This window comes from Herbaspirillum sp. alder98, from assembly GCF_020179755.1.
Lineage (GTDB): Bacteria > Pseudomonadota > Gammaproteobacteria > Burkholderiales > Burkholderiaceae_D > Herbaspirillum.
Genome location: NZ_JAIUCY010000007.1, coordinates 48,124 through 73,930 on the forward strand (window position 1 = coordinate 48,124; position 25,807 = coordinate 73,930).

Annotated in this window: 19 protein-coding genes and 4 tRNA genes; all 23 read right to left on the reverse strand. The window is 59.4% G+C overall.

The annotated features are described in order from the left end of the window. Positions 1-2 precede the first annotated feature (2 nt). Positions 3-674 carry a 50S ribosomal protein L3 gene (gene rplC / locus LBW87_RS16540; RefSeq protein ID WP_193365675.1) on the reverse strand — a complete coding sequence of 224 codons (672 nt, stop codon included), beginning with the start codon at positions 672-674 and terminating at the stop codon, positions 3-5. A gap of 160 nt (positions 675-834) precedes the next feature. Beyond that, the gene (gene rpsJ, locus LBW87_RS16545; RefSeq protein WP_008113175.1) at positions 835-1,152 is read right to left on the reverse strand and encodes a 30S ribosomal protein S10; all 318 of its coding nucleotides are present in this window, start codon (positions 1,150-1,152) and stop codon (positions 835-837) included. An 81-nt stretch (positions 1,153-1,233) separates the two neighbouring features. Next, positions 1,234-2,424, reverse strand: a complete 1,191-nt coding sequence (gene tuf / locus LBW87_RS16550) for an elongation factor Tu (RefSeq protein ID WP_225202581.1) — start codon at positions 2,422-2,424, stop codon at positions 1,234-1,236. Positions 2,425-2,515: 91 nt separating this feature from the next. Then, positions 2,516-4,621, reverse strand: coding sequence for an elongation factor G (gene fusA, locus LBW87_RS16555; protein WP_225202582.1), 2,106 nt, complete (start codon positions 4,619-4,621; stop codon positions 2,516-2,518). A 139-nt stretch (positions 4,622-4,760) separates the two neighbouring features. After that, positions 4,761-5,231 carry a 30S ribosomal protein S7 gene (gene rpsG, locus LBW87_RS16560; RefSeq protein WP_008113038.1) on the reverse strand — a complete coding sequence of 157 codons (471 nt, stop codon included), beginning with the start codon at positions 5,229-5,231 and terminating at the stop codon, positions 4,761-4,763. A gap of 145 nt (positions 5,232-5,376) precedes the next feature. Beyond that, entirely contained in the window at positions 5,377-5,760 is a 384-nt protein-coding gene (gene rpsL, locus LBW87_RS16565; protein WP_008113040.1) for a 30S ribosomal protein S12, read from the reverse strand. A gap of 403 nt (positions 5,761-6,163) precedes the next feature. Next, positions 6,164-10,411, reverse strand: coding sequence for a DNA-directed RNA polymerase subunit beta' (gene rpoC / locus LBW87_RS16570; protein WP_225202583.1), 4,248 nt, complete (start codon positions 10,409-10,411; stop codon positions 6,164-6,166). A gap of 223 nt (positions 10,412-10,634) precedes the next feature. Then, positions 10,635-14,738 carry a DNA-directed RNA polymerase subunit beta gene (rpoB, locus tag LBW87_RS16575; protein WP_225202718.1) on the reverse strand — a complete coding sequence of 1,368 codons (4,104 nt, stop codon included), beginning with the start codon at positions 14,736-14,738 and terminating at the stop codon, positions 10,635-10,637. Positions 14,739-15,038: 300 nt separating this feature from the next. After that, the gene (gene rplL, locus LBW87_RS16580) at positions 15,039-15,416 is read right to left on the reverse strand and encodes a 50S ribosomal protein L7/L12 (RefSeq protein WP_050470335.1); all 378 of its coding nucleotides are present in this window, start codon (positions 15,414-15,416) and stop codon (positions 15,039-15,041) included. Positions 15,417-15,510: 94 nt separating this feature from the next. Beyond that, a complete protein-coding gene (gene rplJ, locus LBW87_RS16585; protein ID WP_225202584.1) occupies positions 15,511-16,008 on the reverse strand; it encodes a 50S ribosomal protein L10 in 498 nt (165 codons plus the stop codon). A gap of 321 nt (positions 16,009-16,329) precedes the next feature. After that, entirely contained in the window at positions 16,330-17,025 is a 696-nt protein-coding gene (gene rplA / locus LBW87_RS16590; RefSeq protein WP_225202585.1) for a 50S ribosomal protein L1, read from the reverse strand. Continuing rightward, positions 17,025-17,456, reverse strand: a complete 432-nt coding sequence (rplK, locus tag LBW87_RS16595) for a 50S ribosomal protein L11 (RefSeq protein WP_008113049.1) — start codon at positions 17,454-17,456, stop codon at positions 17,025-17,027. Before rplK ends, rplA begins: the two co-directional genes overlap by 1 nt. Before the next feature lie 167 nt (positions 17,457-17,623). Then, positions 17,624-18,214 (reverse strand): transcription termination/antitermination protein NusG, encoded by a 591-nt coding sequence (gene nusG, locus LBW87_RS16600; protein WP_008113050.1) that lies wholly within the window; start codon positions 18,212-18,214, stop codon positions 17,624-17,626. A gap of 1 nt (position 18,215) precedes the next feature. Continuing rightward, positions 18,216-18,596, reverse strand: coding sequence for a preprotein translocase subunit SecE (secE, locus tag LBW87_RS16605; RefSeq protein ID WP_008113051.1), 381 nt, complete (start codon positions 18,594-18,596; stop codon positions 18,216-18,218). A 32-nt stretch (positions 18,597-18,628) separates the two neighbouring features. Then, positions 18,629-18,704 (reverse strand) — tRNA-Trp (locus tag LBW87_RS16610). A gap of 69 nt (positions 18,705-18,773) precedes the next feature. After that, positions 18,774-19,964: an elongation factor Tu gene (gene tuf, locus LBW87_RS16615; RefSeq protein WP_225202581.1), complete on the reverse strand. Its 1,191-nt coding sequence runs from the start codon at positions 19,962-19,964 to the stop codon at positions 18,774-18,776. Positions 19,965-20,050: 86 nt separating this feature from the next. Then, positions 20,051-20,125 (reverse strand) — tRNA-Thr (locus LBW87_RS16620). Positions 20,126-20,171: 46 nt separating this feature from the next. After that, positions 20,172-20,245, reverse strand: a tRNA-Gly gene (locus LBW87_RS16625). A 68-nt stretch (positions 20,246-20,313) separates the two neighbouring features. Further along, positions 20,314-20,399 (reverse strand) — tRNA-Tyr (locus LBW87_RS16630). Between the two features lie 128 nt (positions 20,400-20,527). Continuing rightward, positions 20,528-21,790, reverse strand: a complete 1,263-nt coding sequence (locus tag LBW87_RS16635) for an AmpG family muropeptide MFS transporter (protein ID WP_225202586.1) — start codon at positions 21,788-21,790, stop codon at positions 20,528-20,530. A gap of 44 nt (positions 21,791-21,834) precedes the next feature. Next, the gene (metW, locus tag LBW87_RS16640) at positions 21,835-22,437 is read right to left on the reverse strand and encodes a methionine biosynthesis protein MetW (protein ID WP_225202587.1); all 603 of its coding nucleotides are present in this window, start codon (positions 22,435-22,437) and stop codon (positions 21,835-21,837) included. Then, positions 22,434-23,573 (reverse strand): homoserine O-succinyltransferase MetX, encoded by a 1,140-nt coding sequence (gene metX, locus LBW87_RS16645; RefSeq protein ID WP_225202588.1) that lies wholly within the window; start codon positions 23,571-23,573, stop codon positions 22,434-22,436. Before metX ends, metW begins: the two co-directional genes overlap by 4 nt. A 392-nt stretch (positions 23,574-23,965) precedes the next feature. Beyond that, positions 23,966-25,756 carry a phosphoenolpyruvate--protein phosphotransferase gene (ptsP, locus tag LBW87_RS16650; RefSeq protein WP_225202589.1) on the reverse strand — a complete coding sequence of 597 codons (1,791 nt, stop codon included), beginning with the start codon at positions 25,754-25,756 and terminating at the stop codon, positions 23,966-23,968. Positions 25,757-25,807: the final 51 nt, after the last annotated feature.

A 25,807-nucleotide genomic window follows, 5' to 3' on the forward strand; every position in this document is an offset into this window, starting at 1 on the left:
TATTAGGCTCCCTTCTTCGCTTTGACTTTGACTGCCGGAGAAACGATCACTTGACCGTTCTTGGCACCAGGAACAGCACCCTTGACCAGCAGCAACTGGCGCTCAGCGTCAACGCGAGCGATTTCCAGGTTTTGCACGGTAGTGGTGACGTCACCCATGTGACCAGTCATGCGCTTGCCCGGAAACACGCGGCCCGGATCCTGCGCCATACCGATGGAGCCAGGAACGTTGTGCGAGCGGGAGTTACCGTGAGTCGCGCGACCCGATGCGAAGTTGTAACGCTTGATGGTACCGGCGTAGCCCTTACCGATCGAGACGCCTTGGACGTCCACTTTCTGACCAGCTTCGAACAGACCGACGATGCCAACCACTTCGCCTGCCTTCAATTCGGCAGCCTTGGCGGCGTCAACACGGAATTCTTTCAGAACGGTACCGGCTTCAACGCCAGCTTTGGCGTAGTGACCAGCAGCGGCTTTGGTCACGCGGGAAGCGCGACGTTGACCGAAGGTCACCTGAACAGCGGAATAACCATCCACTTCAGGCGTTTTGATTTGTGTCACGCGGTTGTTGGACACGTCCAGCACGGTCACAGGGATCGAATCCCCATCTTCCGTGAAGATGCGCATCATACCAACCTTGCGACCAACAAGGCCCAGGCTCATTGTTTTCTCCATTCCCGCCTGCGATTGGGCGGGGCTGATGTTCGTACTACCAATAATTGTGGACCTTGCAGGCGCAAAATCCACATCGAAGCCGAGCATTATAGCCCGAAAAAAAACAGCGCACAACCGGGGTTGTGCGCCTTTCCAACAGTTTACTGCGGGTTGTCAGAGCTTATTGCAGCTTGATCTCGACGTCCACGCCAGCAGGCAGATCCAGCTTCATCAATGCGTCAACCGTCTTGTCGGTCGGATCGACGATATCCATCAGGCGCTGATGGGTACGGATTTCGAACTGGTCGCGCGAAGTCTTGTTGACGTGCGGGGAACGCAGCACGTCAAAACGCTGGATACGGGTCGGCAGTGGAACCGGGCCCTTGACGACGGCGCCGGTACGCTTGGCGGTGTCGACGATTTCCAGTGCGGACTGGTCGATCAGACGATAGTCGAATGCTTTCAGACGGATACGGATTTTTTGACTAGGAGCCGACATGATTTTCCTTAAAAGAACGAACCGGGGATGGGATCATCCCCGGCGATGGTAAAAAACGAACCTGAATCTACTACTTGAAACTTAGGCGATGATCTTGGCAACCACACCAGCGCCGACGGTACGACCGCCTTCACGGATAGCGAAACGCAGACCTTCTTCCATCGCGATCGGGTTGATCAGCTTCACGGTGATCGACACGTTGTCGCCTGGCATGACCATTTCCTTGCCTTCTGGCAGTTCGATCGCGCCGGTCACGTCAGTCGTACGGAAGTAGAACTGAGGACGATAGTTGTTGAAGAACGGGGTGTGACGACCGCCTTCGTCCTTCGACAGAACGTAGATCTCGCCTGTGAAGTGCGCGTGCGGCTTGATCGAACCTGGCTTGGCCAGAACCTGGCCACGTTCCACGTCTTCACGCTTGGTGCCGCGCAGCAGCACGCCAACGTTGTCGCCTGCCTGACCTTGGTCCAGCAGCTTGCGGAACATTTCAACGCCGGTACATGTGGTCACTTGCGTGTCACGGATACCAACGATTTCCAGGGCTTCGCCAACCTTGACGATACCGCGCTCAACACGACCGGTCACCACAGTGCCGCGACCCGAGATCGAGAACACGTCTTCAACCGGCAGCAGGAACGAACCATCAACAGCGCGCTCTGGCGTCGGGATGTAGCTGTCCAGCGCTTCGGCCAGGGCCAGGATCGCGCCTTCGCCCAGGGGGCCTGTGTCACCTTCCAGCGCCAGCTTGGCCGAACCCTTGATGATCGGCAGGTCGTCGCCTGGGAATTCGTACTTCGACAACAACTCGCGAACTTCCATTTCAACCAGTTCCAGCAGCTCTTCGTCGTCCACCATGTCTGCCTTGTTCAGGAAAACGATGATGTACGGAACGCCAACCTGACGCGACAGCAGGATGTGCTCGCGGGTCTGTGGCATCGGGCCGTCAGCGGCCGAGCAAACCAGGATCGCGCCGTCCATCTGCGCAGCACCGGTGATCATGTTCTTCACATAGTCAGCGTGGCCTGGGCAGTCAACGTGCGCGTAGTGACGGTTTGCAGTTTCGTATTCAACGTGCGCGGTGTTGATCGTGATGCCGCGTGCCTTTTCTTCTGGCGCTGCATCGATCTGATCGTATGCCTTCGCTTCGCCGCCGAACTTCTTCGACAGAACGGTCGCAATCGCTGCGGTCAGTGTGGTCTTGCCGTGGTCAACGTGACCAATCGTGCCAACGTTGACGTGCGGCTTGGTCCGCTCAAACTTGCCTTTTGCCATTTTAAAATTCCTTCAAGAGAACGTTACGTTCAATGTTTCGATAATCGGTGCCGGCCCATCCCACGCGGGACAGGCCGAATTTGATTGCAGCTTACTTGGCCTTGGAAGTGACGATCGCGTCGATCACGTTCTTCGGTGCTTCGGAGTAGTGCTTGAATTCCATCGAGTACGTTGCACGGCCTTGAGTAGCCGAACGCAGCGTGGTCGAGTAACCGAACATTTCCGACAGCGGGACTTCAGCCTTGATGATCTTGCCACCACCGCCGGCGATTTCATCCATGCCTTGCACCATGCCGCGACGCGACGACAGATCGCCCATCACGGTACCGGCGTAGTCTTCAGGCGTTTCGACTTCCACGGCCATCATCGGCTCGAGGATGACCGGGCTGGCGCGACGGCAACCGTCCTTGAACGCCATCGAACCGGCCATGCGGAACGCGTTTTCGTTCGAGTCCACGTCGTGGTACGAACCGAAGAACAGGGTGACCTTGACGTCAACCACCGGGTAACCGGCCAGCACGCCCGTGTTCAGTGTTTCGCGCACACCCTTTTCAACTGCAGGGATGAATTCGCGCGGAACGGTACCGCCCTTGATCGCGTCGACGAACTCGAAGCCCTTGCCTGCTTCTTGCGGTTCGATCTTCAGGACCACGTGACCGTACTGACCACGACCACCCGACTGCTTGACGAACTTGCCTTCGGACTCTTCGCAAGTCTTGCGGATGGTTTCGCGGTAAGCAACCTGCGGCTTGCCGACGGTCGCTTCAACGTTGAATTCACGCTTCATGCGGTCGACGATGATGTCCAGGTGCAGCTCGCCCATACCGGCGATGATGGTCTGGCCCGATTCTTCGTCGGTGCGCACGCGGAACGACGGATCTTCAGCAGCCAGGCGGTTCAGCGCCAGGCCCATCTTTTCCTGGTCGGCCTTGGTCTTGGGCTCGACAGCCTGCGAGATCACCGGCTCAGGGAAGACCATGCGTTCCAGCACGACCACAGCCTTGTCGTCGCACAGGGTGTCACCAGTGGTGGTGTCCTTCAGGCCCACGACGGCGGCGATGTCGCCAGCCAGCATTTCCTTGATTTCTTCACGTTGGTTGGCGTGCATCTGAACGATACGGCCAATACGTTCCTTCTTCGACTTCACCGAGTTCAACACGGTGTCGCCCGAATTCAGGGTGCCCGAGTAGCAGCGGATGAAGCACAGCTGGCCCACGAACGGGTCAGTTGCGATCTTGAACGCCAGCGCCGAGAACTTCTCGGTGTCTTCTGCCTTGCGCACGACCGGCTCTTCATCTTCGTCGGTACCTGGGACAGGTGGAATATCGACCGGCGAAGGCAGGTATTCGATCACGCCGTCCAGCATTGCCTGCACGCCCTTGTTCTTGAAGGCGGTGCCGCACATCATCGGAACGATTTCGCTGGCGATGGTACGTTGACGAATCGCGGCCTTGATTTCTTCTTCAGTCAGGTCGCCTTCTTCGAGGTACTTGTTCATCAGCTCTTCGGAAGCTTCTGCAGCGGCCTCGACCAGGTTCTCACGCCACTTCTGCGAGTCAGCCATCAGGTGCTCGGGGATGTCGCGGTAGTCGAACTTCATGCCTTGCGAAGCGTCGTCCCAGTAGATCGCGCGCATCTTGACCAGATCGATCACGCCTTCGAAGTTTTCTTCGGCGCCGATAGGCACTTGCATCGGGATCGGGTTGGCCTTCAGACGCGCACGCATCTGGTCGTAGACCTTGAAGAAGTTGGCACCGGTACGGTCCATCTTGTTGACGAAGGCCAGACGCGGGACCTTGTACTTGTTGGCCTGACGCCACACGGTTTCCGACTGCGGCTGCACGCCACCGACTGCACAGTAGACCATGCAGGCGCCATCCAGAACACGCATCGAGCGCTCGACTTCAATGGTGAAGTCAACGTGACCCGGGGTGTCGATGATGTTGATGTGGTGAGCTGGGAAGTTGTTCGCCATGCCCTTCCAGAAACAGGTGGTAGCAGCCGAGGTGATGGTGATGCCACGCTCTTGCTCTTGCTCCATCCAGTCCATGGTGGCGGCGCCATCGTGCACTTCACCGATCTTGTGATTCACGCCTGTGTAGAACAGCACGCGCTCGGTGGTAGTGGTCTTGCCGGCATCGATGTGCGCGGAGATACCGATGTTGCGGTAGCGCTCAATGGGGGTCTTGCGAGCCATGATTTATTCCTAAGTCTTTAATGCACGAAACCGAGCGCTACTTTATTCAAATAAACGCTCGGCTCGAACCAATTTCAGATGGTGACGAAGCCAGTTGATCAACTCAAAAAGCTTCGCCCAGTCTAGTAAAAAGTGATGCTTAGAAGCGGAAGTGCGAGAACGCCTTGTTCGCTTCGGCCATACGGTGCACTTCGTCACGCTTCTTCATCGCACCGCCACGGCCTTCGGCGGCTTCCAGCAGCTCGCCACCCAGACGCTGGGGCATCGACTTTTCGCTGCGCTTGTTGGCAGCTTCACGCAGCCAGCGCATCGACAGGGCCATACGGCGCACTGGACGCACTTCAACTGGCACCTGGTAGTTGGCGCCGCCAACACGACGCGACTTCACTTCAACCATCGGCTTGCAGTTGCTCAGGGCAGCGGCAAACACTTCCAGCGGGTCCTTGCCCGATTTTTGCTGGATGTGGTCGAAAGCACCGTAGATGATGTTTTCGGCAACCGACTTCTTGCCCGACAGCATCAGCACGTTGACGAACTTTGCAACATCAACATTACCGAATTTTGGATCTGGCAGGATATCCCGCTTGGGTACTTCACGACGACGTGGCATTTCAATTCCTTTCAATCTTCAGTTGAGTGGGCGAACCGCAGATCTAAACATCGCCTGCACTCGCGGAAAGCCATCATGGCTCCCACTTACTCAGCCCATCCGGGCCGACTCACCTTGCCTGGCTTGCGCCTGGTAAGGACAAAAATTACTTCTTGGCTGCCTTGGCGCGCTTGGCACCGTACTTCGAGCGAGCTTGCTTACGATCCTTGACGCCCTGGGTATCCAGTGCACCGCGAACCATGTGATAACGCACACCCGGCAAATCCTTTACACGGCCGCCGCGGATCAGCACGACACTGTGTTCTTGCAGGTTGTGGCCTTCACCGCCGATGTACGAAATGACTTCGAAACCGTTGGTCAGACGCACCTTGGCCACCTTACGCAGAGCCGAGTTAGGCTTCTTCGGGGTGGTGGTGTAAACACGGGTGCAAACGCCGCGTTTCTGCGGGCTGTTTTCCAGCGCCGGCGATTTGCTCTTCACGATCGCGGAGACGCGTGGTTTGCGAATCAGTTGATTGATGGTTGGCATCGTTTTAATCCAACAAAGTACGACATTGAAAACAGGTTCCGGAAACGGTTGCCCGGAACCACGGAAAACTAGGTAGAACACGCGAAAATCGCGCTTCGATTTAAGACCGGAGGGGAGCAGCGTCGCAGTAGCGAGACGTCAGACCAAAGAACGCATAAGCCCGGGCGAGCCTAAATTCGAGAACTCGCGAGTATATTCCTGATCGGCCAAAGGGTCAACCGGGAGCATGATTTTGCCAGGCCGGATGGGCTTTTGAGGCTGATTTGCCACGCTAAATTCCTTCCCGACAACTGCTGGCTGGCAATGAAAAAAACGGCGCCAGGATTGCTCCCGGCACCGTTTTGTCAGGCTGACATCGTTTTCGCCCGAACCGACGGCGGCTGCCGTCCGTTCAGGGTGTGACTCATGCCTCGCCTTCGCCGCCACCGCCGATGGCTTCGATCGAGGAGATGATTTCCTCTTCGGCAGCCGACGTCCGGTTGCTGCGCTCGGACTCGAGCAGTGCGGCACGCTCTTCGGCTTCCCACACGTCCTTCTCCTTGCGAGCACGGTGGTAGGCCAGGCCGGTACCGGCTGGAATCAGGCGGCCGACGATGACGTTTTCCTTCAGACCGCGCAGGCCGTCCTTCTTGCCCATGATCGCGGCTTCGGTCAGCACGCGGGTGGTTTCCTGGAACGATGCGGCCGAGATGAACGAATCGGTCGACAGCGAAGCCTTGGTAATACCCAGCAGCACGTTTTCGTAGGTCGCAGGCAGCTTGCCTTCGCCGTTGACGCGGTCGTTCTCGTCCAGCAACTCCGAACGCTCGACCTGCTCACCGGTGATGTAGCTGGTATCACCCGGCTCGACCACTTGCACGCGACGCAACATCTGACGCACGATCACTTCGATGTGCTTGTCGTTGATCTTCACGCCCTGCAGACGGTACACGTCCTGCACTTCGTCGACGATGTAGCGGGCCAGCGCTTCGATACCCAGCAGGCGCAGGATGTCTTGCGGATCGGCCGGGCCGTCCACGATCATTTCGCCCTTGTTCACCACCTGGCCATCGTGCACCAGCACTTGCTTGTCCTTGGTAATCAGGAACTCGTGCTTGGTGCCTTCCATGTCGGTGATTTCCAGACGCTGCTTGCCCTTGGTTTCCTTGCCGAAGGCAACGGTACCAGTGACTTCGGCCAGCATGCCGGCATCCTTCGGCGAACGCGCTTCGAACAGTTCGGCAACACGCGGCAGACCACCGGTGATGTCACGTGTCTTCTGCGATTCGGTCGGGATACGCGCCAGCACTTCACCCACGTGCACTTGCTGACCGTCCTTGACGGTAATCAGCGCGCCCACCTGGAAGCCGATGGTCACGGCGTGTTCGGTGCCGGCGATCTTGACTTCTTCGCCTGCCTCGTTCAACAGCTTGACCTGCGGACGCATCACCTTCGACGATGGGCCACGACGCTTGGCGTCGATCACCACCAGGGTCGACAGACCGGTGACTTCGTCGATCTGCTTGGCGACGGTAGCGCCCTCTTCCACGTTTTCGAACTTCACGGTACCGGAGTACTCGGTGATGATCGGACGGGTCAGCGGATCCCATGTTGCCAGCGCAGTACCGGCCTTGATCACCAGGCCATCCTTGACGATCAGGGTGGCGCCGTATGGCACTTTGTGACGTTCACGCTCACGACCCAGGTCATCGGTGATCAGCACTTCGCCGGAACGGGAAATGACGATCTGCTCGTTCTTGCCGTTGGTGACGTAACGCATCGTGGCGGTGAAGCGCACGGTGCCGTTCGACTTGGCTTCGACCGACGATGCCACTGCTGCACGCGATGCCGCGCCACCGATGTGGAACGTACGCATGGTCAGCTGGGTACCAGGCTCACCGATCGACTGCGCCGCGATCACGCCGACAGCTTCGCCGGAGTTGACCAGCTGGCCGCGGCCGAGGTCGCGACCATAGCACTTGCCGCACAGGCCATAACGGGTGTCGCAGGTCAGCGGCGTGCGGACCTTGACTTCGTCGATGCCCAGGCGTTCGATCTCTTCGACCGTGTCTTCGTCCATCAGGGTACCGGCTTCGTACAGCGTCGCCTGGTTCTCCGGGTTGACGACATCGGTTGCCACCACACGACCCAGGATACGGTCGCGCAGCGCTTCGATGACTTCACCACCTTCGACCAGCGCCTTCATCACGGCGCCATTGGCGGTGCCGCAATCGTCCTCGATCACCACCAGATCCTGGGTGACGTCGACCAGACGACGGGTCAGGTAACCGGAGTTCGCGGTCTTCAGCGCGGTATCGGCCAGACCCTTACGGGCGCCGTGCGTCGAGATGAAGTACTGCAGAACGTTCAGGCCTTCGCGGAAGTTCGCGGTGATCGGGGTCTCGATGATCGAGCCGTCAGGCTTGGCCATCAGGCCGCGCATACCCGCCAGCTGGCGAATCTGGGCTGCCGAACCACGGGCGCCGGAGTCGGCCATCATGTAAATCGCGTTGAACGATTCCTGAGTGGTCTTCTTGCCTTCGCGGGTGATGACGTCTTCCACCTTGAGCTGGTCCATCATGGCCTTGCCGACTTCGTCGCCGGCCTTGCCCCAGATGTCCACCACCTTGTTGTAACGCTCGCCGGCGGTCACCAGACCGGAGGCGTATTGCTGTTCGATCTGCTTGACTTCGGATTCGGCAGCAGCGATCAGGGTCGCCTTTTGCGGCGGCACCAGCATGTCATCCACGCAGATCGAGATACCGGCGCGGGTCGCCAGGCGGAAGCCCGACTGCATCAGCTGGTCGGCAAACACCACGGTGGCGCGCAGGCCGCACTTGCGGAACGACGTGTTGATCAGCTTCGAGATTTCCTTCTTCTTCAGCGCGCGGTTCAGCACCGAGAATGGCAAGCCCTTCGGCAGGATCTCGGACAGGATGGCGCGGCCGACGGTGGTTTCGTAGCGCTTGATGGTGCGCACGAATTCGCCGGTGACAGGATCCTTCGGGTTTTCAACGATACGCACGGTCACGCGCGTGGCCAGCTCGACTTCCTTGTTGTCGTAGGCACGGATGACTTCCGACACGTCCGGGAACAGCATGCCTTCGTTCTTGCCGTTGATGGCTTCGCGAGTGGCGTAGTACAGACCCAGCACGATATCCTGCGACGGCACGATCGACGGTTCGCCGTTCGATGGGAACAGGATGTTGTTGGAGGCCAGCATCAGGGTGCGGGCTTCCATCTGCGCTTCGATCGACAGTGGCACGTGAACCGCCATCTGGTCGCCGTCGAAGTCGGCGTTGAACGCCGCGCAAACCAGCGGGTGCAGCTGGATCGCCTTGCCTTCGATCAGGACCGGCTCGAACGCCTGGATGCCCAGACGGTGCAGCGTCGGCGCGCGGTTCAGCATGACCGGGTGTTCGCGGATGACTTCTTCCAGGATGTCCCAGACCACTGGCTCTTGCGCTTCCACCAGCTTCTTAGCCGCCTTGATGGTGGTCGACAGACCCATCAGTTCGAGCTTGTTGAAGATGAACGGCTTGAACAGTTCGAGCGCCATCAGCTTCGGCAGACCGCACTGGTGCAACTTGAGCTGCGGACCCACCACGATGACCGAACGACCCGAGTAGTCGACGCGCTTGCCCAGCAAGTTCTGACGGAAACGACCGCCCTTGCCCTTGATCATTTCGGCCAGCGACTTCAGCGGACGCTTGTTGGCGCCAGTCATGGCCTTGCCGCGACGACCGTTGTCCAGCAACGAGTCAACCGCTTCCTGCAGCATGCGCTTTTCGTTGCGGGTGATGATCTCTGGTGCGCGCAATTCCATCAGGCGCTTCAGACGATTGTTACGGTTGATGACGCGACGGTACAGGTCATTCAGGTCGGAGGTCGCAAAGCGGCCGCCGTCCAGCGGCACCAGCGGACGCAGTTCCGGCGGCAGCACTGGCAGCACTTCCATGATCATCCAGTCGGGCTTGATGCCCGAACGCTGGAACGCCTCGAGCACCTTCAGGCGCTTGGCGTACTTCTTGATCTTGGCTTCGGACTTCGATTCCTTCAGGTCCTGGCGCAGGGTCTCGGCGTCGCGGTCGATATCGATCGAGCGCAGCAGTTCGCGGATACCTTCGGCGCCCATGAAGGCGATGAAGTCGTCACCGTACTCTTCGTACTTGGCGGCGTAGTCGTCCTCGGACATGATCTGGCACTTCTTGAGCGGCGTCATGCCTGGATCGGTCACGACGTAGGCTTCGAAGTACAGCACGCGTTCGATGTCCCGCAGGGTCATGTCCAGGACCATGCCCAGACGCGACGGCAGCGACTTCAGGAACCAGATGTGCGCGGTTGGCGAGGCCAGTTCGATGTGACCCATGCGCTCACGACGCACCTTGGCCAGCGTGACTTCGACGCCGCACTTCTCGCAGATCACGCCACGGTGCTTCAGGCGCTTGTACTTGCCGCACAGGCACTCGTAGTCCTTGATGGGGCCAAAGATCTTGGCGCAGAACAGACCGTCGCGCTCAGGCTTGAAAGTACGATAGTTGATGGTTTCCGGCTTCTTGACTTCGCCGTAGGACCACGAACGGATTTTCTCGGGCGACGCCAGGCCAATCTTGATGGCGTCGAATTGTTCATTTTGCTGAACTTGCTTGAATAGATCGAGCAGTGCTTTCATGTATCACTCCAGGTTGGCGTGAAAAAACTAAATCTTGGGTGGCCGGATCACTCTGCTTGACCCTGTTCGCACCGGCGGGAGAGCCAGCAGGGCTGCCTGCCCTGCGGTTCCGCACGATACCGGGACAGACTTCCCCGACCGTACTGCACTAACATTTCTAAATTTCCTGCCTCGTCGCACCAGACGACGAGCGGCGCGGCGGCTCATGCCGCCGCGCCTGACATCATTCGCGTTCCAGATCGATGTCGATACCCAGCGAACGGATTTCCTTGACCAGCACGTTGAAGGATTCCGGCATGCCGGCGTCGATCACGTGGTCGCCCTTGACCAGGTTCTCGTACACCTTGGTACGGCCGTTCACGTCGTCCGACTTGACGGTCAGCATTTCCTGCAGCACGTACGATGCGCCGTAGGCTTCCAGTGCCCAGACTTCCATTTCGCCGAAACGCTGGCCACCGAACTGCGCCTTGCCACCCAGCGGCTGCTGGGTCACCAGCGAGTACGGACCGGTCGAACGCGCGTGCATCTTGTCATCGACCAGGTGATGCAGCTTCAGGTAGTGCATGTAGCCGACCGTGACGGTGCGCTCGAAGGCTTCACCGGTACGACCGTCATACATCGTGACCTGGTTCTTGGACGGCGTCATGCCCAGTTGCTTGGCGATCGGATCCGGGTAGGCCAGGTCCAGCATGCGACGGGTTTCACTTTCGTGGGCGCCATCGAACACGGGAGTGGCGAACGGAACACCCTTCTTCAGGTTGTTCACCAGTTCGACGATCTCGTCATCGCTGAACGTGTCGAGCTCTTCCTGCTTGCCCGATTCGTTGTAGATGGAGGTCAGGAACTTGCGCAGTTCGGCGACCTTGGCTTGCGCCTGCACCATCTCGCCCAGACGCAGGCCCAGACCCTTGGCAGCCCAGCCCAGGTGAACTTCCAGCACCTGGCCGACGTTCATCCGCGATGGCACGCCCAGCGGGTTCAGCACGATGTCGGCTGGTGTACCGTCGGCCATGTGCGGCATGTCTTCGATCGGCAGGATGCGCGAAACCACACCCTTGTTACCGTGACGACCGGCCATCTTGTCGCCAGGCTGCAGGCGACGCTTCACGGCCAGGTAGACCTTAACCATCTTCTGCACGCCAGGTGGCAGTTCATCGCCCTGGGTCAGCTTCTTGCGCTTCTCTTCGAAGGCCAGATCGAACTGGTGACGCTTCTCGGCGATCGATTCCTTGATCGCTTCGAGCGCGTTGGCCAGGTCGTCGTCGGCCGGACGGATGTCGAACCAGTGGTACTTGTCCAGATCGTCCAGGTACGCCTTGTCCAGCTTGGCACCCTTGACCAGCTTCTTCGGGCCGCCATTGGCGACCTTGCCGATCAGCAGCTTTTCCAGACGCTGGAAGGCATCGCCTTCGACGATACGCAGCTGGTCGTTCAGGTCCAGGCGATAGCGCTTCAGTTCATCGTCGATGATCTGCTGTGCGCGCTTGTCGCGCTGGATGCCTTCGCGGGTGAACACCTGCACGTCGATGACGGTACCGACCATGCCGGACGGCACGCGCAGCGAGGTGTCCTTCACGTCCGAAGCCTTTTCGCCGAAGATCGCGCGCAGCAGCTTCTCTTCTGGTGTCAGCTGGGTTTCGCCCTTCGGGGTCACCTTGCCGACCAGCGTATCGCCTGCTTCGACTTCAGCGCCGATGTAGGTGATGCCGGACTCATCCAGACGGGCCAGTTGGTTCTCGGCCAGGTTGGAGATGTCGCGGGTGATTTCTTCCGCGCCCAGCTTGGTGTCACGCGCCACGACCGACAGTTCTTCGATGTGGATCGAGGTGTAGCGATCATCTGCCACGACCTTTTCGGAGATCAGGATCGAATCTTCGAAGTTGTAGCCATTCCACGGCATGAACGCCACCAGCATGTTCTGGCCCAGCGCCAATTCGCCCAGATCGGTGGAAGCGCCGTCAGCGATGACGTCATACTTGGCCACGCGGTCGCCGACCTTGACGATCGGACGCTGGTTGATGTTGGTGTTCTGGTTCGAACGGGTGTACTTGATCAGGTTGTAGATGTCCACACCGACTTCGCCGGCTTGCGCCTCGTCGTCGTTGACGCGAATCACCACACGACCTGCATCGACGTAGTCGACCACGCCGCCACGCAGCGCTTGCACGGTGGTACCCGAGTCAACTGCCACGGTACGCTCGATACCGGTGCCGACCAGCGGCTTTTCAGGGCGCAGGCAAGGCACGGCCTGGCGCTGCATGTTGGCGCCCATCAATGCGCGGTTCGCGTCATCGTGCTCGAGGAACGGAATCAACGACGCCGCCACCGACACCACCTGGCCTGGGGCCACGTCCATGTACTGCACACGCTCCGGCGACACCAGGATGGTTTCACCCGCTTCACGCGCCGACACCAGTTCATCGGACAGCTTGCCCGAGGTAATGGTGGCGTTGGCCTGGGCGATCACATAGCGACCTTCTTCGATGGCCGACAGGTAATCGATCTGGTTGGTGACCTGGCTGTTCTCGACCTTGCGGTACGGGGTTTCCAGGAAGCCGTATTCGTTCAGGCGGGCATACAGCGCCAGCGAGTTGATCAGGCCGATGTTCGGGCCTTCAGGCGTTTCGATCGGGCACACGCGACCATAGTGGGTCGGGTGCACGTCTCGCACTTCGAAGCCGGCGCGTTCGCGGGTCAGACCGCCAGGTCCCAGGGCGGAAACGCGACGCTTGTGCGTGATTTCCGACAGCGGGTTGGTCTGGTCCATAAATTGCGACAACTGCGACGAACCGAAGAACTCGCGGATGGCAGCCGAGATCGGCTTGGAGTTGATCAGGTCGTGCGGCATCAGGTTGTCCGCCTCGGCCTGGCCCAGACGCTCCTTGACAGCGCGCTCGACGCGCACCAGGCCGGCACGGAACTGGTTCTCGGCCAGTTCGCCCACGCAACGCACGCGACGGTTACCCAGGTGATCGATGTCATCGACTTCGCCACGGCCGTTACGCAACTCGACCAGGATCTTGATCACGGCCAGGATGTCGTCGTTGGACAGCGTCATGGTGCCGGTCAACTCGTCGCGGCTGACGCGACGGTTGAACTTCATGCGGCCCACGGCCGACAGGTCGTAACGATCTTCGCTGTAGAACAGGCCGTTGAACAGCGCTTCCACCGATTCTTCGGTCGGCGGTTCGCCAGGACGCATCATGCGGTAGATCGCCACGCGAGCAGCGGTCTGGTCGGCGGTGTCGTCGGTGCGCAGGGTCTGCGAGATGTAGCCGCCCTGGTCCAGATCGTTGGTGTACAGGGTCTGGATCGATTCGATGTTGGCTTCGCGCAGGCGGGCCAGCAGCTCTTCGGTCAGCTCGTCGTTGGCGCTGGCGATGACTTCACCGGTGTCGGCGTCGACGATGTTCTTGGCCAGCACGCGGCCCAGCAGATAGTCTTCAGGGACCGAGATGTGCTTGATGCCGGCAGCTTCGATATCACGCACGTGCTTGGCGTTGATACGCTTGTCCTTGGCGACCATCACCTTGCCCGACTTGTCGGTGATGTCGAAACGCGCGACTTCGCCACGCAGGCGCTCGGAGACGAACTCCAGCTCGGCGCCTTCAGCGTGCAGGTTGAAGTTGTCGAACACGAAGAAGTTCGCCAGGATCTGCTCGGACGTCATGCCGATGGCCTTGAGCAGGATCGTGACCGGCATCTTGCGGCGACGGTCGACGCGGAAGAACAGGATGTCCTTCGGGTCGAATTCGAAGTCCAGCCAGGAGCCGCGGTAAGGAATGATACGGGCCGAGAACAGCAGCTTGCCCGACGAGTGCGTCTTGCCGCGGTCGTGTTCGAAGAACACGCCCGGCGAACGGTGCAGCTGCGACACGATGACGCGCTCGGTACCGTTGATGACGAACGAACCGGTGGTGGTCATCAGGGGCAGTTCGCCCATGTAGACTTCCTGTTCCTTCATTTCCTTGACCACCGGCTTGGTGGGGGACTCGCGGTCCAGGATCACCAGGCGCACCTTGGCACGCAATGGCGATGCGAAGGTCAGACCCCGCTGTTGGCATTCCTTGACGTCGAACGGAGGCGCACCCAGCACATACGAGAGGAACTCGAGTCGCGCAAAGCCGTTGTGCGACACGATAGGGAAAATCGAGGTGAAAGCAGATTGCAGACCATCATTCTTGCGGGCCGACGGTAAGGCTTCGGACTGCAGGAACGTCTGATAGGACTCGATCTGAGTCGCCAGCAGAAACGGTACATTGTGGACGTTTGCGCGCTTCGCGAAGGACTTGCGAATACGCTTCTTCTCAGTAAATGAGTAGTGCATGGACATGGACACTCCGTGAGTGACAGGAAGGATAGAGAATTCAAGATTCGATTCACACCCGGCCTGCAGGATCTATATTGCGATGGATCTGGCAGCCCTGAATGACCGACAACTCAAATCTTCAAGTTTCAACCCTTGGTTTTTGCCGCATTCGCGCTTACTATTCCCGGCATCGGGATATTGCAGCACATCAAACACGAACAAAAATAAGAAACGACAAAGGAGCCAAAGCCGAATCCCTTTTTCAAGGGATTCTGCACTTTGACTCCGGCATAACACCTCGCCTTGGTAGGCAAGAAATTACTTCAGCTCTGCCTTGGCGCCAGCTTCTTCCAGCTTCTTCTTAGCGGCTTCAGCGTCAGCCTTGGCGATGCCTTCCTTGACTGGCTTCGGAGCACCGTCCACCAGATCCTTGGCTTCCTTCAGACCCAGACCGGTGATTTCACGCACGGCCTTGATGACGCCGACCTTGTTTGCGCCAACTTCAGCCAGCACAACGGTGAACTCGGTTTGCTCTTCAGCAGCAGCAGCACCAGCGCCGCCGCCTGCAGGACCAGCCACAGCCATCGCTGCTGCCGACACGCCAAACTTTTCTTCGAATGCCTTGACCAGGTCATTCAGTTCCATCACGGACAGGGCGCCAACGGCTTCCAGGATGTCTTCTTTGCTAATTGCCATTTGAAACTCCTAATTTATTTCGGTAATAACATCAGATTGGTATTGACGAAGGATCGTCGAAACTGCGGAGCAGGTCGCCATCGGCGACCGCGCATCACGCGGCTTCGGCTTCCTTCTTGGCTGCCAGAGCAGCCAGGCCACGTGCAAAGCCCGACACCGGAGCCTGCATGATGCCCAGCAACTGGGCCAGCAGAACTTCGCGGGATGGGATACTTGCCAACGCAGTCACGGCAGCCTTATCCAGCTGCTTGCCTGCGTAGTTACCTGCCTTCACAACCAGCTTGTCGTTGGTCTTGGCAAAGTCGGCGACGACTTTGGCAGCGGCAACGGCATCTTCCGAGATCGAATAGATCAGCGGGCCAGTCAGTTGTGGGGCGAGGTCGGCAAATTGCGTACCTTCAACAGCGCGACGAGCCAGCGTGTTTTTCAACACGCGCAAGTACACGCCCTGGGCACGCGCTTGTGCGCGCAGTTGTGTCAAGTGACCAACCTGGATGCCACGGTATTCGGCCACGACGACAGTTTGCGCAGTTGCAATCTTTGCGGAAACTTCGGCGACGACGGCCTTCTTGTCATTCAGATTGAGACTCAAGATCAACCTCCAAAAATAGTGCTTCGCAACAACACGGATAAGGATCCGCTTGCGTTACACCGGTTCGAACACGGCGTCCGAGGTTAGGAGTTCATTGCAGCATAGTGCAAAGCGGCAAATGCTGCCTGAGACTACAAAACTTGATCGGGTTCACCATCTGCGTTGGGTCGGTTGCTTGCGCGCCCGGTTTATCGTCAACCGGCATTGCTGCCACCGGTATCGGCCCAACGGTCTTTGATTGCCTGCAGCAGTCAGACGTCGACCGCTACAGCCCAAAGATGCGCCCCGTGCTCACCAGGAACACGGGGACTTGATTCTTGCTTAGGCAGTCAGGGAACCCTGATCCACGCGAACGCCTGCGCCCATGGTGGACGACAGTGCGACCTTGCGCAGATAGACACCCTTGCTGCTGGCCGGCTTGGCCTTGTTCAGTGCATCGATCAGTGCCAACAGGTTGGACTTCAGATCGGCGTCGGCGAACGACTTGCGACCGATGGTGGCGTGGATGATACCTGCCTTGTCGGTACGGTATTGAACCTGACCGGCCTTGGCGTTCTTGACGGCGGTAGCGACGTCAGGAGTGACAGTACCAACCTTCGGGTTAGGCATCAGGCCACGTGGGCCCAGGATCTGACCCAGGGTACCGACGATACGCATGGTGTCTGGCGAAGCGATCACGATGTCGAACGGCATGTCGCCGGCCTTCACGCGCTCTGCCAGGTCTTCCATACCGACCACATCGGCGCCAGCTGCCTTGGCAGCTTCAGCCTTGTCGCCCGAGGCGAACACGGCCACGCGGACCGACTTACCGGTACCGGCTGGCAGCACCACGGAACCACGAACCACTTGATCGGACTTCTTTGCGTCTACACCCAGCTGGATGGAAACGTCGATCGATTCGTTGAACTTGGCAGTTGCAAATTCCTTGATCAGGGAAACGGCATTGTCGAAAGGATAAGCCTTGGTACGATCGACCTTTTCCTTGAATGCCTTGACGCGCTTGGATACCTTAGCCATTACAGACCCTCCACCGTGATGCCCATCGAACGTGCGGAACCAGCGATGGTACGCACTGCAGCTTCCAGATCAGCAGCGGTCAAATCCGGCTTCTTCTGGGTAGCGATCTCTTCCGCTTGCTTGCGGGTGATCGAACCGACCTTGTCGGTATGTGGCTTAGGCGAACCCTTCTGGATGCCAGCTGCCTTCTTGATCAGGATGGTCGCCGGAGGCGTCTTCATCACGAACGTGAAGGACTTGTCGGCGAAGGCGGTGATCACGACCGGAATCGGCAGACCTGGTTCAACACCTTGCGTTTGCGCGTTGAAGGCCTTGCAGAATTCCATGATGTTCAGACCGCGCTGACCCAGCGCAGGACCGATCGGGGGGGAGGGATTTGCTTTACCAGCTGGCACTTGCAGCTTGATAAAACCGATGATTTTCTTTGCCATGACGGCTCCTGTATTGAATGAGTTTAGCGCCGGGTCGGGCATCTTGCGACGCCCTACTGTGGCTCCTCGGTTGCCGGATTGACCTGCCGGGTACCCCCGACCGGTGCGCTCCTGCGGGCGCTTGTTCTGTTACGGCGGCGTCGATAAGCGATCGCCACCTTGCATCATCAGACTTTTTCGAGCTGGCCGAATTCGAGATCGACCGGTGTCGCACGACCGAAGATGGTGACCGAGACGCGCACACGCGATTTCTCGTAGTTCACTTCTTCGACGTTGCCGTTGAAATCGGTGAAAGGACCTTCCTTGATACGGATCATCTCGCCCACTTCGTACAGCACCTTTGGACGCGGCTTCTCGACGCCCTCTTGCATCTGCTGCATGATCTTGTCGACTTCATGCGGAGGAATCGGCGTAGGCCGGTTCGACTTGCCGCCGATGAAACCGGTGACCTTGCTGGTGTTCTTGACCAGGTGCCAGGTCTCGTCGGTCATTTCCATCTCGACCAGCACGTAGCCAGGAAAGAAACGACGTTCGGTGACCGACTTCTGACCGTTTTTGATATCAACCACTTCTTCGGTTGGCACCAGGATCTGGCCAAACTGGTCCTGCATGCCGGCGCGGGTGATGCGCTCGGTCAGTGCGCGCTGAACGCTTTTTTCCATGCCGGAATAGGCGTGCACCACGTACCAGCGCTTTTTTCCTGCGCTTGAAACGGCTTGCGCACCAATCGGTGCGCTGTCCTGTGTGCTATCGCTCATATTATTTCCAGCCCAAAATTACGTCGTACAACAGGAATTCCAGCAGCTTGTCTGCTCCCCAGAGGAAGATCGCCATCACCAACACGAAGGCGAAGACCACTGCTGTGATCTGCATGGCTTCCTTGCGGGTCGGCCAGACGACTTTCTTGGTTTCACGTACCGACTCTTTGGCAAAGCCGACGAACCCGCGGCCCTGCGCTGAAGTCCAGGCAAACGCAATCGCCACCAGCAGACCAGCCACCAGAGCAACAGCGCGCACGGGAGTCGACTGATCGGACAACACAAAAAAACCGACCACACCCGCCACGACCGCAGCGATTGCCAGAGCAATCTTGATCTTGTCGTTGGAAGTGTTGACGGTTTGGACAGGCTGGCTAGACATTGTTTACTTTCAGTACCCTGCACCTGATTAGGTGGCAGGGGCGGAGGGCCTCGAACCCCCGACCTTCGGTTTTGGAGACCGACGCTCTGCCAATTGAGCTACGCCCCTACGAAACGCTTAGACACGAATGCCGCGTAACGAAATCCGTACGCGGCAATCATGCTTTACTTCTTGATCTTAGGCGATGATCTTTGCAACCACACCAGCGCCGACGGTACGACCGCCTTCACGGATAGCGAAACGCAGACCTTCTTCCATCGCGATCGGGTTGATCAGCTTCACGGTGATCGACACGTTGTCGCCTGGCATGACCATTTCCTTGCCTTCTGGCAGTTCGATCGCGCCGGTCACGTCAGTCGTACGGAAGTAGAACTGAGGACGATAGTTGTTGAAGAACGGGGTGTGACGACCGCCTTCGTCCTTCGACAGAACGTAGATCTCGCCTGTGAAGTGCGCGTGCGGCTTGATCGAACCTGGCTTGGCCAGAACCTGGCCACGTTCCACGTCTTCACGCTTGGTGCCGCGCAGCAGCACGCCAACGTTGTCGCCTGCCTGACCTTGGTCCAGCAGCTTGCGGAACATTTCAACGCCGGTACATGTGGTCACTTGCGTGTCACGGATACCAACGATTTCCAGGGCTTCGCCAACCTTGACGATACCGCGCTCAACACGACCGGTCACCACAGTGCCGCGACCCGAGATCGAGAACACGTCTTCAACCGGCAGCAGGAACGAACCATCAACAGCGCGCTCTGGCGTCGGGATGTAGCTGTCCAGCGCTTCGGCCAGGGCCAGGATCGCGCCTTCGCCCAGGGGGCCTGTGTCACCTTCCAGCGCCAGCTTGGCCGAACCCTTGATGATCGGCAGGTCGTCGCCTGGGAATTCGTACTTCGACAACAACTCGCGAACTTCCATTTCAACCAGTTCCAGCAGCTCTTCGTCGTCCACCATGTCTGCCTTGTTCAGGAAAACGATGATGTACGGAACGCCAACCTGACGCGACAGCAGGATGTGCTCGCGGGTCTGTGGCATCGGGCCGTCAGCGGCCGAGCAAACCAGGATCGCGCCGTCCATCTGCGCAGCACCGGTGATCATGTTCTTCACATAGTCAGCGTGGCCTGGGCAGTCAACGTGCGCGTAGTGACGGTTTGCAGTTTCGTATTCAACGTGCGCGGTGTTGATCGTGATGCCGCGTGCCTTTTCTTCTGGCGCTGCATCGATCTGATCGTATGCCTTCGCTTCGCCGCCGAACTTCTTCGACAGAACGGTCGCAATCGCTGCGGTCAGTGTGGTCTTGCCGTGGTCAACGTGACCAATCGTGCCAACGTTGACGTGCGGCTTGGTCCGCTCAAACTTGCCTTTTGCCATTTTAGACTCCTAACTATTTGATGAGAATGTCCAGGCAATACGCCCGACTGATTGCTGACTTGCCCCAGCGAAACGACTCAAGATACTGGTGCCCTTGACGTGGATTGAACACGTGGCCTCTCCCTTACCAAGGGAGTGCTCTACCACTGAGCTACAAGGGCATTTCTGCCGGCTGCACAACATCCAAACATGCAGCCTGCCAAAACTTGGAGCGGGTGAAGGGAATCGAACCCTCGTCATAAGCTTGGAAGGCTTCAGCTCTACCATTGAGCTACACCCGCGAGGACCAACTTTCACTTCACAACCGCCGGATCTTTCGATCTCGGATTTCGTTCTGCTTCCCTACTTATGGTGGAGAGGGCTGGATTCGAACCAGCGTACTCGTAAGAGGGCAGATTTACAGTCTGCTGCCATTAACCACTCGGCCACCTCTCCGCGCAGGGAACGCAAAACTATAGATGAACATCTTTCGGATGTCAACAATAAATATCGAAATACTTATATTTTGTCGACTCAAGCGATAGTTGCCCGTTGGAATGACGCAGCTACGTTTTTTCGAATCTTCAGACTATTTTTGACTGCGACTCAACCGGCCTTTCATTCCAGGGCGCAATTCTAGGCAACATCAGCATTCCAGGCAAGGCAAGAACGAAACAAATGATGAAAAAAATCAGCCAGCCGGTCTCGGCCACCACAAACCCGACCGAAGAATTGACGAAAGTACGGGGTACCGCCATCAAGCTGGTGAACAGCGCAAACTGGGTCGCCGTATAGCGGGGATCGGTCTCGCGCATGATGTAGGCCACGAACGCAGCCGTGCCCAGGCCCACGCCGAAGGCCTCGAAGCCGATCACCAGCGCCAGCGACGCGGTATCGGCGCCCACGTGCGCCAGCCAGGCAAAGCCGAGAATGGCCACCGCCTGGACCACGCCGAACACCCACAGCGCCCGGTTGATGCCCAGCCGCACCATCCAGATCCCGCCCAGGATGCCGCCGGCCACGCTGGCCCATAGGCTGGTGGTCTTGGAGACCACGCCGATCTCGGTCATCGAGAAGCCCAGGTCGATGTAGAACTTGGTGGCCAGCGCCGTGGCCATGCTATCGCCCAGCTTGTACAGAAAGATGAAGCCGAGCACCCACAGGGCATTGCTCCAGCCGCCGCGGGTGATGAATTCGCGAAACGGCAACACCACGGCCTCGGTCAGGTTCTTGGGCGGCGCGCCATAGACCTTGGGCTCCTTGACCAGCAGCGAGCACAGCAGTCCCGGCAGCATGAACGCGGCCGTGATCCAGAACACCTCGGCCCACGGCATGCGGTCGGCCAGCACCAGCGACAGGGCGCCGGGGATCATGCCCGAGAGCTTGTAGGCATTGACATGGATGGCGCTGCCCAGGCCCAGCTCGTCGTCCGGCAGCAGCTCGCGCCGGTAGGCATCGATGGCAATATCCTGGCTGGCCGAGAGGAAGGCGATCACCGACGCCATGAAGGCGATGGTCGACACCTGCGACAACGGGTCGAGCATGCCCAGCGCGCCGATCGACAGCACCAGCAGCAACTGGGTCGACAGCATCCAGCCGCGACGACGTCCTATGCGACCGAAATGGAAGCGGTCCATCAGCGGCGACCAGACGAACTTCCAGGTGTAGGGAAACATCACCAGCGCGAACAGGCCCAGGGTCTTGACGTTGAGACCGGCCTTGGCCAGCCAGGCCTGCAACAGCGACAGCAGGATAAACAGCGGCAGGCCGGACGAGAACCCGAGAAAGACGCAGATCAGCATGCGCCGGTTGAGGTACTGGCGCCACGAGACAGCAGAAGAGGTCATGTTCGGAGAAAAGGAAACGAAACGTTGGGCCGGCGCAGGCGATGCTACTTCTTGCGCAGCCGGAAGACCGCAACACTACCACGCCAGTTGGGCAGATAGCGTACTGGCCTGCCATCCTTGAGCGCCACGCATTCCAGCACTTCGAGGCCGACATCGTTGGCCAGCGCCTCGAAATCCCTGATCGTGGCACAGCGCAGGTTGGGCGTGTCGTACCACTGGTATGGCAGCGTCTTGGACACCGGCATGCGCCCCCGCAGCAGCGCCACGCGGTGCGGCCAGTAGGCAAAATTGGGAAACGAGACGGTGACCTCACGCCCGACCCGGGCGATTTCGCGCAAGGTGCCCTCGACATCCTTCACCATTTGCAATGCCGACAGACACAGCACCGCATCGAAGGCATTGTCTTCGAACATGGCCAGGCCACCATTGAGATCCTGCTGGATCACCGACACGTTACGGGCCACGCACTCGGGAATCTTGTCGTCATCGATCTCGACCCCGTAGCCGACGCATTGCTTGTCGGTCTGCAGGTAATCCATCATCACACCGTCGCCACAGCCCAGGTCGAGCACGTTGGCGCCCTCGCGCACCCAATGCGCGATGAAAGCCAGGTCGGGGCGCAACGCGCTGAGTTCGTCAAAGGTCATGCCCGTGCCTCCTGTGCCAGTTCGGTCCAGATACGTTGATAGTATTGGCGCACCACCTTCAGGTAGCGCGCATCGTCGAGCAGGAAGGCATCATGGCCATGCGGCGCATCGATTTCGGCATAGCTGACGCGACGGCGGTTGGCCACCAGCGCCTGCACCATCTCGCGACTGCGTTCCGGCGAAAAGCGCCAGTCGGTGGTGAACGACACCAGCAGGAAGCCGGCGCGGGTGGTGGCAAGCGCCTTCGCCAGGTCGCCCCCGAATTCACGCGCGGGATCGAAATAATCGAGCGCCTTGGTGATCAGAAGATAGGTGTTGGCGTCGAAGTAGGTCGAGAACTTGTCACCCTGGTAGCGCAGGTAGGATTCGATCTCGAAGTCGATCCCGTAGCCAAATTGATAGCTGCCCGAACGCAGGTCGCGACCGAATTTCTCGGCCATGTCGTCATCCGACAGATAGGTGATGTGGCCCACCATGCGCGCCACGCGCAGGCCATTCTTGGGCACCACGCCGTGGGCATAGAAGTCGCCGCCGTGGTATTGCGGATCGGTCAGGATCGCCTGCCGCGCCACGTCATTGAAAGCAATGTTCTGCGCCGACAGCTTGGGCGTGGAGGCTATCACCAGGCAGTGTCGCAGACGGTCGGGATACATCATGCTCCAGGCCAGCGCCTGCATGCCACCCAGCGATCCACCCATCACCGCCGCAAACTGCGTGATGCCGAGCGCGTCGGCCAGCCGCGCCTGCGCGCTGACCCAGTCTTCCACCGTCACCACCGGAAAATCGGCGCCGTAGGGCTTGCCGGTGGCGGGATTGGTATGCATCGGGCCGGTCGAGCCAAAACAGGAGCCCAGGTTGTTCACGCCAATAACGAAGAACTGGTCGGTATCGAGCGGCTTGCCGGGCCCGACCATGTTGTCCCACCAGCCGACATTGTCGGGGTCGTCGGCGTAGATGCCGGCCACGTGATGCGAGGCATTGAGGGCGTGGCACACCAGCACTGCATTGGACTTTGCGGCGTTCAGGGTGCCGTAGGTTTCATAGGTGAGCGAATAGTCGGCCAGCGTCGCTCCCCCTTGCAAGGGAAGCGGCTCGGCGAACTGCATGACCTGGGGCGATACGATTCCGATCGACATTGGCGGCTTTGCTTGAGTGGCATGGCATCCACGCGCCGGGGGCTCCGGGCACGGATGAGCGCTGGCCTCAGCGAAGGATATCCACCAGCTTGCGGACAACAAAAAAGCCCGGAAGCATTGCTTGCGGGCTCGTCTTGGGGGAACTGATCCAAGCTCGCTTTAGCCGCATTTATATGGGAGGTGAGTCCCGGCGCCCGCAAGCTGAGGTTGGTGAAACCATTCAAATCGGCGCAGTGATGCAAGAATACCGAACTCGGCCGCCATGAGCAAGTGCCGGGCGCTCACCGGGTCCTGACGGCGGTCAGGGCGACGGCGGTTTAGTCACCGGTAGCCCGTCGTGCCGGCGAAAGCGGCACCCGGCGGCGTTTTTTCGCCACGCCGGCAGCAGCACCTCATCGGCGCCGCGCCACCTTCACCTCGACCGCCTCGGGTTCTGCCGTCAAGGCCTGCAGTTGCGCCATCGCCGCTGCAATGGCCGCCGGTTCAGCGGCCCGCATGACCTTCTTGACCTGCGGCTCCAGCAATCGCAGGTCGCTGTTGAGGATTTCATTCTTGACCGACAACAACTGCGCCGGATGCATCGAGAATTCCAGCAACCCCATGCCCAGCAGAAGGCGGGTCCACTTGACGTCGCCCGCCATTTCGCCGCACACCGACACCGGTATGCCGGCGCGACGCCCCTGCGAGATCACGGTCGACAGCAGGAACAGCACCGCCGGATGCAATGGATCATAAAGATGCGCCACTTCGTGGTCGACGCGGTCGATCGCCAGCGCATATTGAATCAGGTCGTTGGTGCCGATCGACAGGAAATCCAGGCGCTTGATGAACAAGGGCAGGGCCAGCGCCGCCGCCGGGATCTCGATCATGGCGCCGACCGGGATCTCTTCATCGAACTTCTGCTTGCGGTCCCGCAGCTGCTGCTTGGCCTGCTCGATCATGCCCAGCGTCTGGTCGATCTCGAAGGCGTGCGCCAGCATCGGGATGAGCAACTTGATCGGCCCGAAGGCCGAGGCACGCAGGATCGCGCGCAGCTGCGTGAGGAACATCTGCGGTTCCGACAGGCAATACCGGATCGCCCGCAAACCCAGCGCTGGGTTCAGCGCCGTCTGCTCATCTTCGTCCAGCGGCTTGTCGGCGCCGACGTCGAGCGTGCGGATCGTCACCGGCCGGCCCTTCATGGCCACCACTGCCTGCTTGTAGGACGCGAATTGTTCGTCTTCGGTCGGGAATTTCTCGAGGTGGCCGGCACGCCCCATGAACAGGAACTCGGAGCGGAACAGCCCGACGCCCACCGCCCCCGCCTCGAAGGCGGCGGCGCTGTCGGCCGGCAGTTCGATGTTGGCCAGCAGCGTGATGGGCTCGCCGTCCTGGGTCACCGCCGGGGTCTTCTTGAGCCGCATGAGCTTCTTGCGCTCGCGCAGCATGCGCTCCTGGCGTGCCCGGTACTGGGCCAGCACCAGCGGCGAGGGGTTCACGATCACCACGCCGGCGTCGCCGTCGATGATCAGCACGTCATCGTGTTTGACCAACACCGAAGCGTTGTGCATGCCCACCGCGGCCGGAATGTCGAGACTGCGGGCGACGATGGCGGTATGCGAATTGGGGCCGCCCAGGTCGGTCACGAAACCGGCAAAGCTGCCATCGCGAAACTGCAGCATGTCGGCCGGCGAAATGTCGTGCGCCACCACGATGATGCTGGGTGCAGCGTCGCCGCTGGAGGGTGGCAACTGGATGGCGCTGCCGGTGAGCACCTTCAGGATGCGCTCGCCGACCTGCTGGATATCGGCCTTGCGTTCGCGCAGATAGGGGTCTTCGATCTCGTCGAACTGGGCCGACAATTCATCGATCTGGGTCACCAGCGCCCATTCGGCGTTGTAGTAGCGATGTCGAATGATGTTCTGCGGGACGTCCGACAGCATCGGGTCCGACAGGATCAGCGAATGCACGTCGATGAAAGCGCCCAGCTCGGCCGGCGCATCCTTGGGCAATTCACTGCGGATGGTATGCAATTCCTGATGCACCGCCTTGATCGCGTCGCGCAGCCGCTGGACTTCGGCCTCGACCTGGTCGCCCGCGATCAGGTAATGTTTGACGTCGAGCGCGGCCGGCGCCATCAAATGGGCACGCCCGATCGCGATGCCTTTCGACACCGCTATTCCGTGTAAGCTGAATGACGCCATCGCGTTATCTCCTGCCTGGTTTTTTTATTCCGCCTTGTATGGTTCGCGGTA

Coding starts and splice junctions, on each gene's coding strand:
- rplC (WP_193365675.1), bottom strand. CDS start 674: ATGGAGAAAACAATGAGCCTGGGCCTTGTTGGTCGCAAGGTTGGTATG.
- rpsJ (WP_008113175.1), bottom strand. CDS start 1,152: ATGTCGGCTCCTAGTCAAAAAATCCGTATCCGTCTGAAAGCATTCGAC.
- tuf (WP_225202581.1), bottom strand. CDS start 2,424: ATGGCAAAAGGCAAGTTTGAGCGGACCAAGCCGCACGTCAACGTTGGC.
- fusA (WP_225202582.1), bottom strand. CDS start 4,621: ATGGCTCGCAAGACCCCCATTGAGCGCTACCGCAACATCGGTATCTCC.
- rpsG (WP_008113038.1), bottom strand. CDS start 5,231: ATGCCACGTCGTCGTGAAGTACCCAAGCGGGATATCCTGCCAGATCCA.
- rpsL (WP_008113040.1), bottom strand. CDS start 5,760: ATGCCAACCATCAATCAACTGATTCGCAAACCACGCGTCTCCGCGATC.
- rpoC (WP_225202583.1), bottom strand. CDS start 10,411: ATGAAAGCACTGCTCGATCTATTCAAGCAAGTTCAGCAAAATGAACAA.
- rpoB (WP_225202718.1), bottom strand. CDS start 14,738: ATGCACTACTCATTTACTGAGAAGAAGCGTATTCGCAAGTCCTTCGCG.
- rplL (WP_050470335.1), bottom strand. CDS start 15,416: ATGGCAATTAGCAAAGAAGACATCCTGGAAGCCGTTGGCGCCCTGTCC.
- rplA (WP_225202585.1), bottom strand. CDS start 17,025: ATGGCTAAGGTATCCAAGCGCGTCAAGGCATTCAAGGAAAAGGTCGAT.
- rplK (WP_008113049.1), bottom strand. CDS start 17,456: ATGGCAAAGAAAATCATCGGTTTTATCAAGCTGCAAGTGCCAGCTGGT.
- nusG (WP_008113050.1), bottom strand. CDS start 18,214: ATGAGCGATAGCACACAGGACAGCGCACCGATTGGTGCGCAAGCCGTT.
- secE (WP_008113051.1), bottom strand. CDS start 18,596: ATGTCTAGCCAGCCTGTCCAAACCGTCAACACTTCCAACGACAAGATC.
- tuf (WP_225202581.1), bottom strand. CDS start 19,964: ATGGCAAAAGGCAAGTTTGAGCGGACCAAGCCGCACGTCAACGTTGGC.
- LBW87_RS16635 (WP_225202586.1), bottom strand. CDS start 21,790: ATGACCTCTTCTGCTGTCTCGTGGCGCCAGTACCTCAACCGGCGCATG.
- metW (WP_225202587.1), bottom strand. CDS start 22,437: ATGACCTTTGACGAACTCAGCGCGTTGCGCCCCGACCTGGCTTTCATC.
- metX (WP_225202588.1), bottom strand. CDS start 23,573: ATGTCGATCGGAATCGTATCGCCCCAGGTCATGCAGTTCGCCGAGCCG.
- ptsP (WP_225202589.1), bottom strand. CDS start 25,756: ATGGCGTCATTCAGCTTACACGGAATAGCGGTGTCGAAAGGCATCGCG.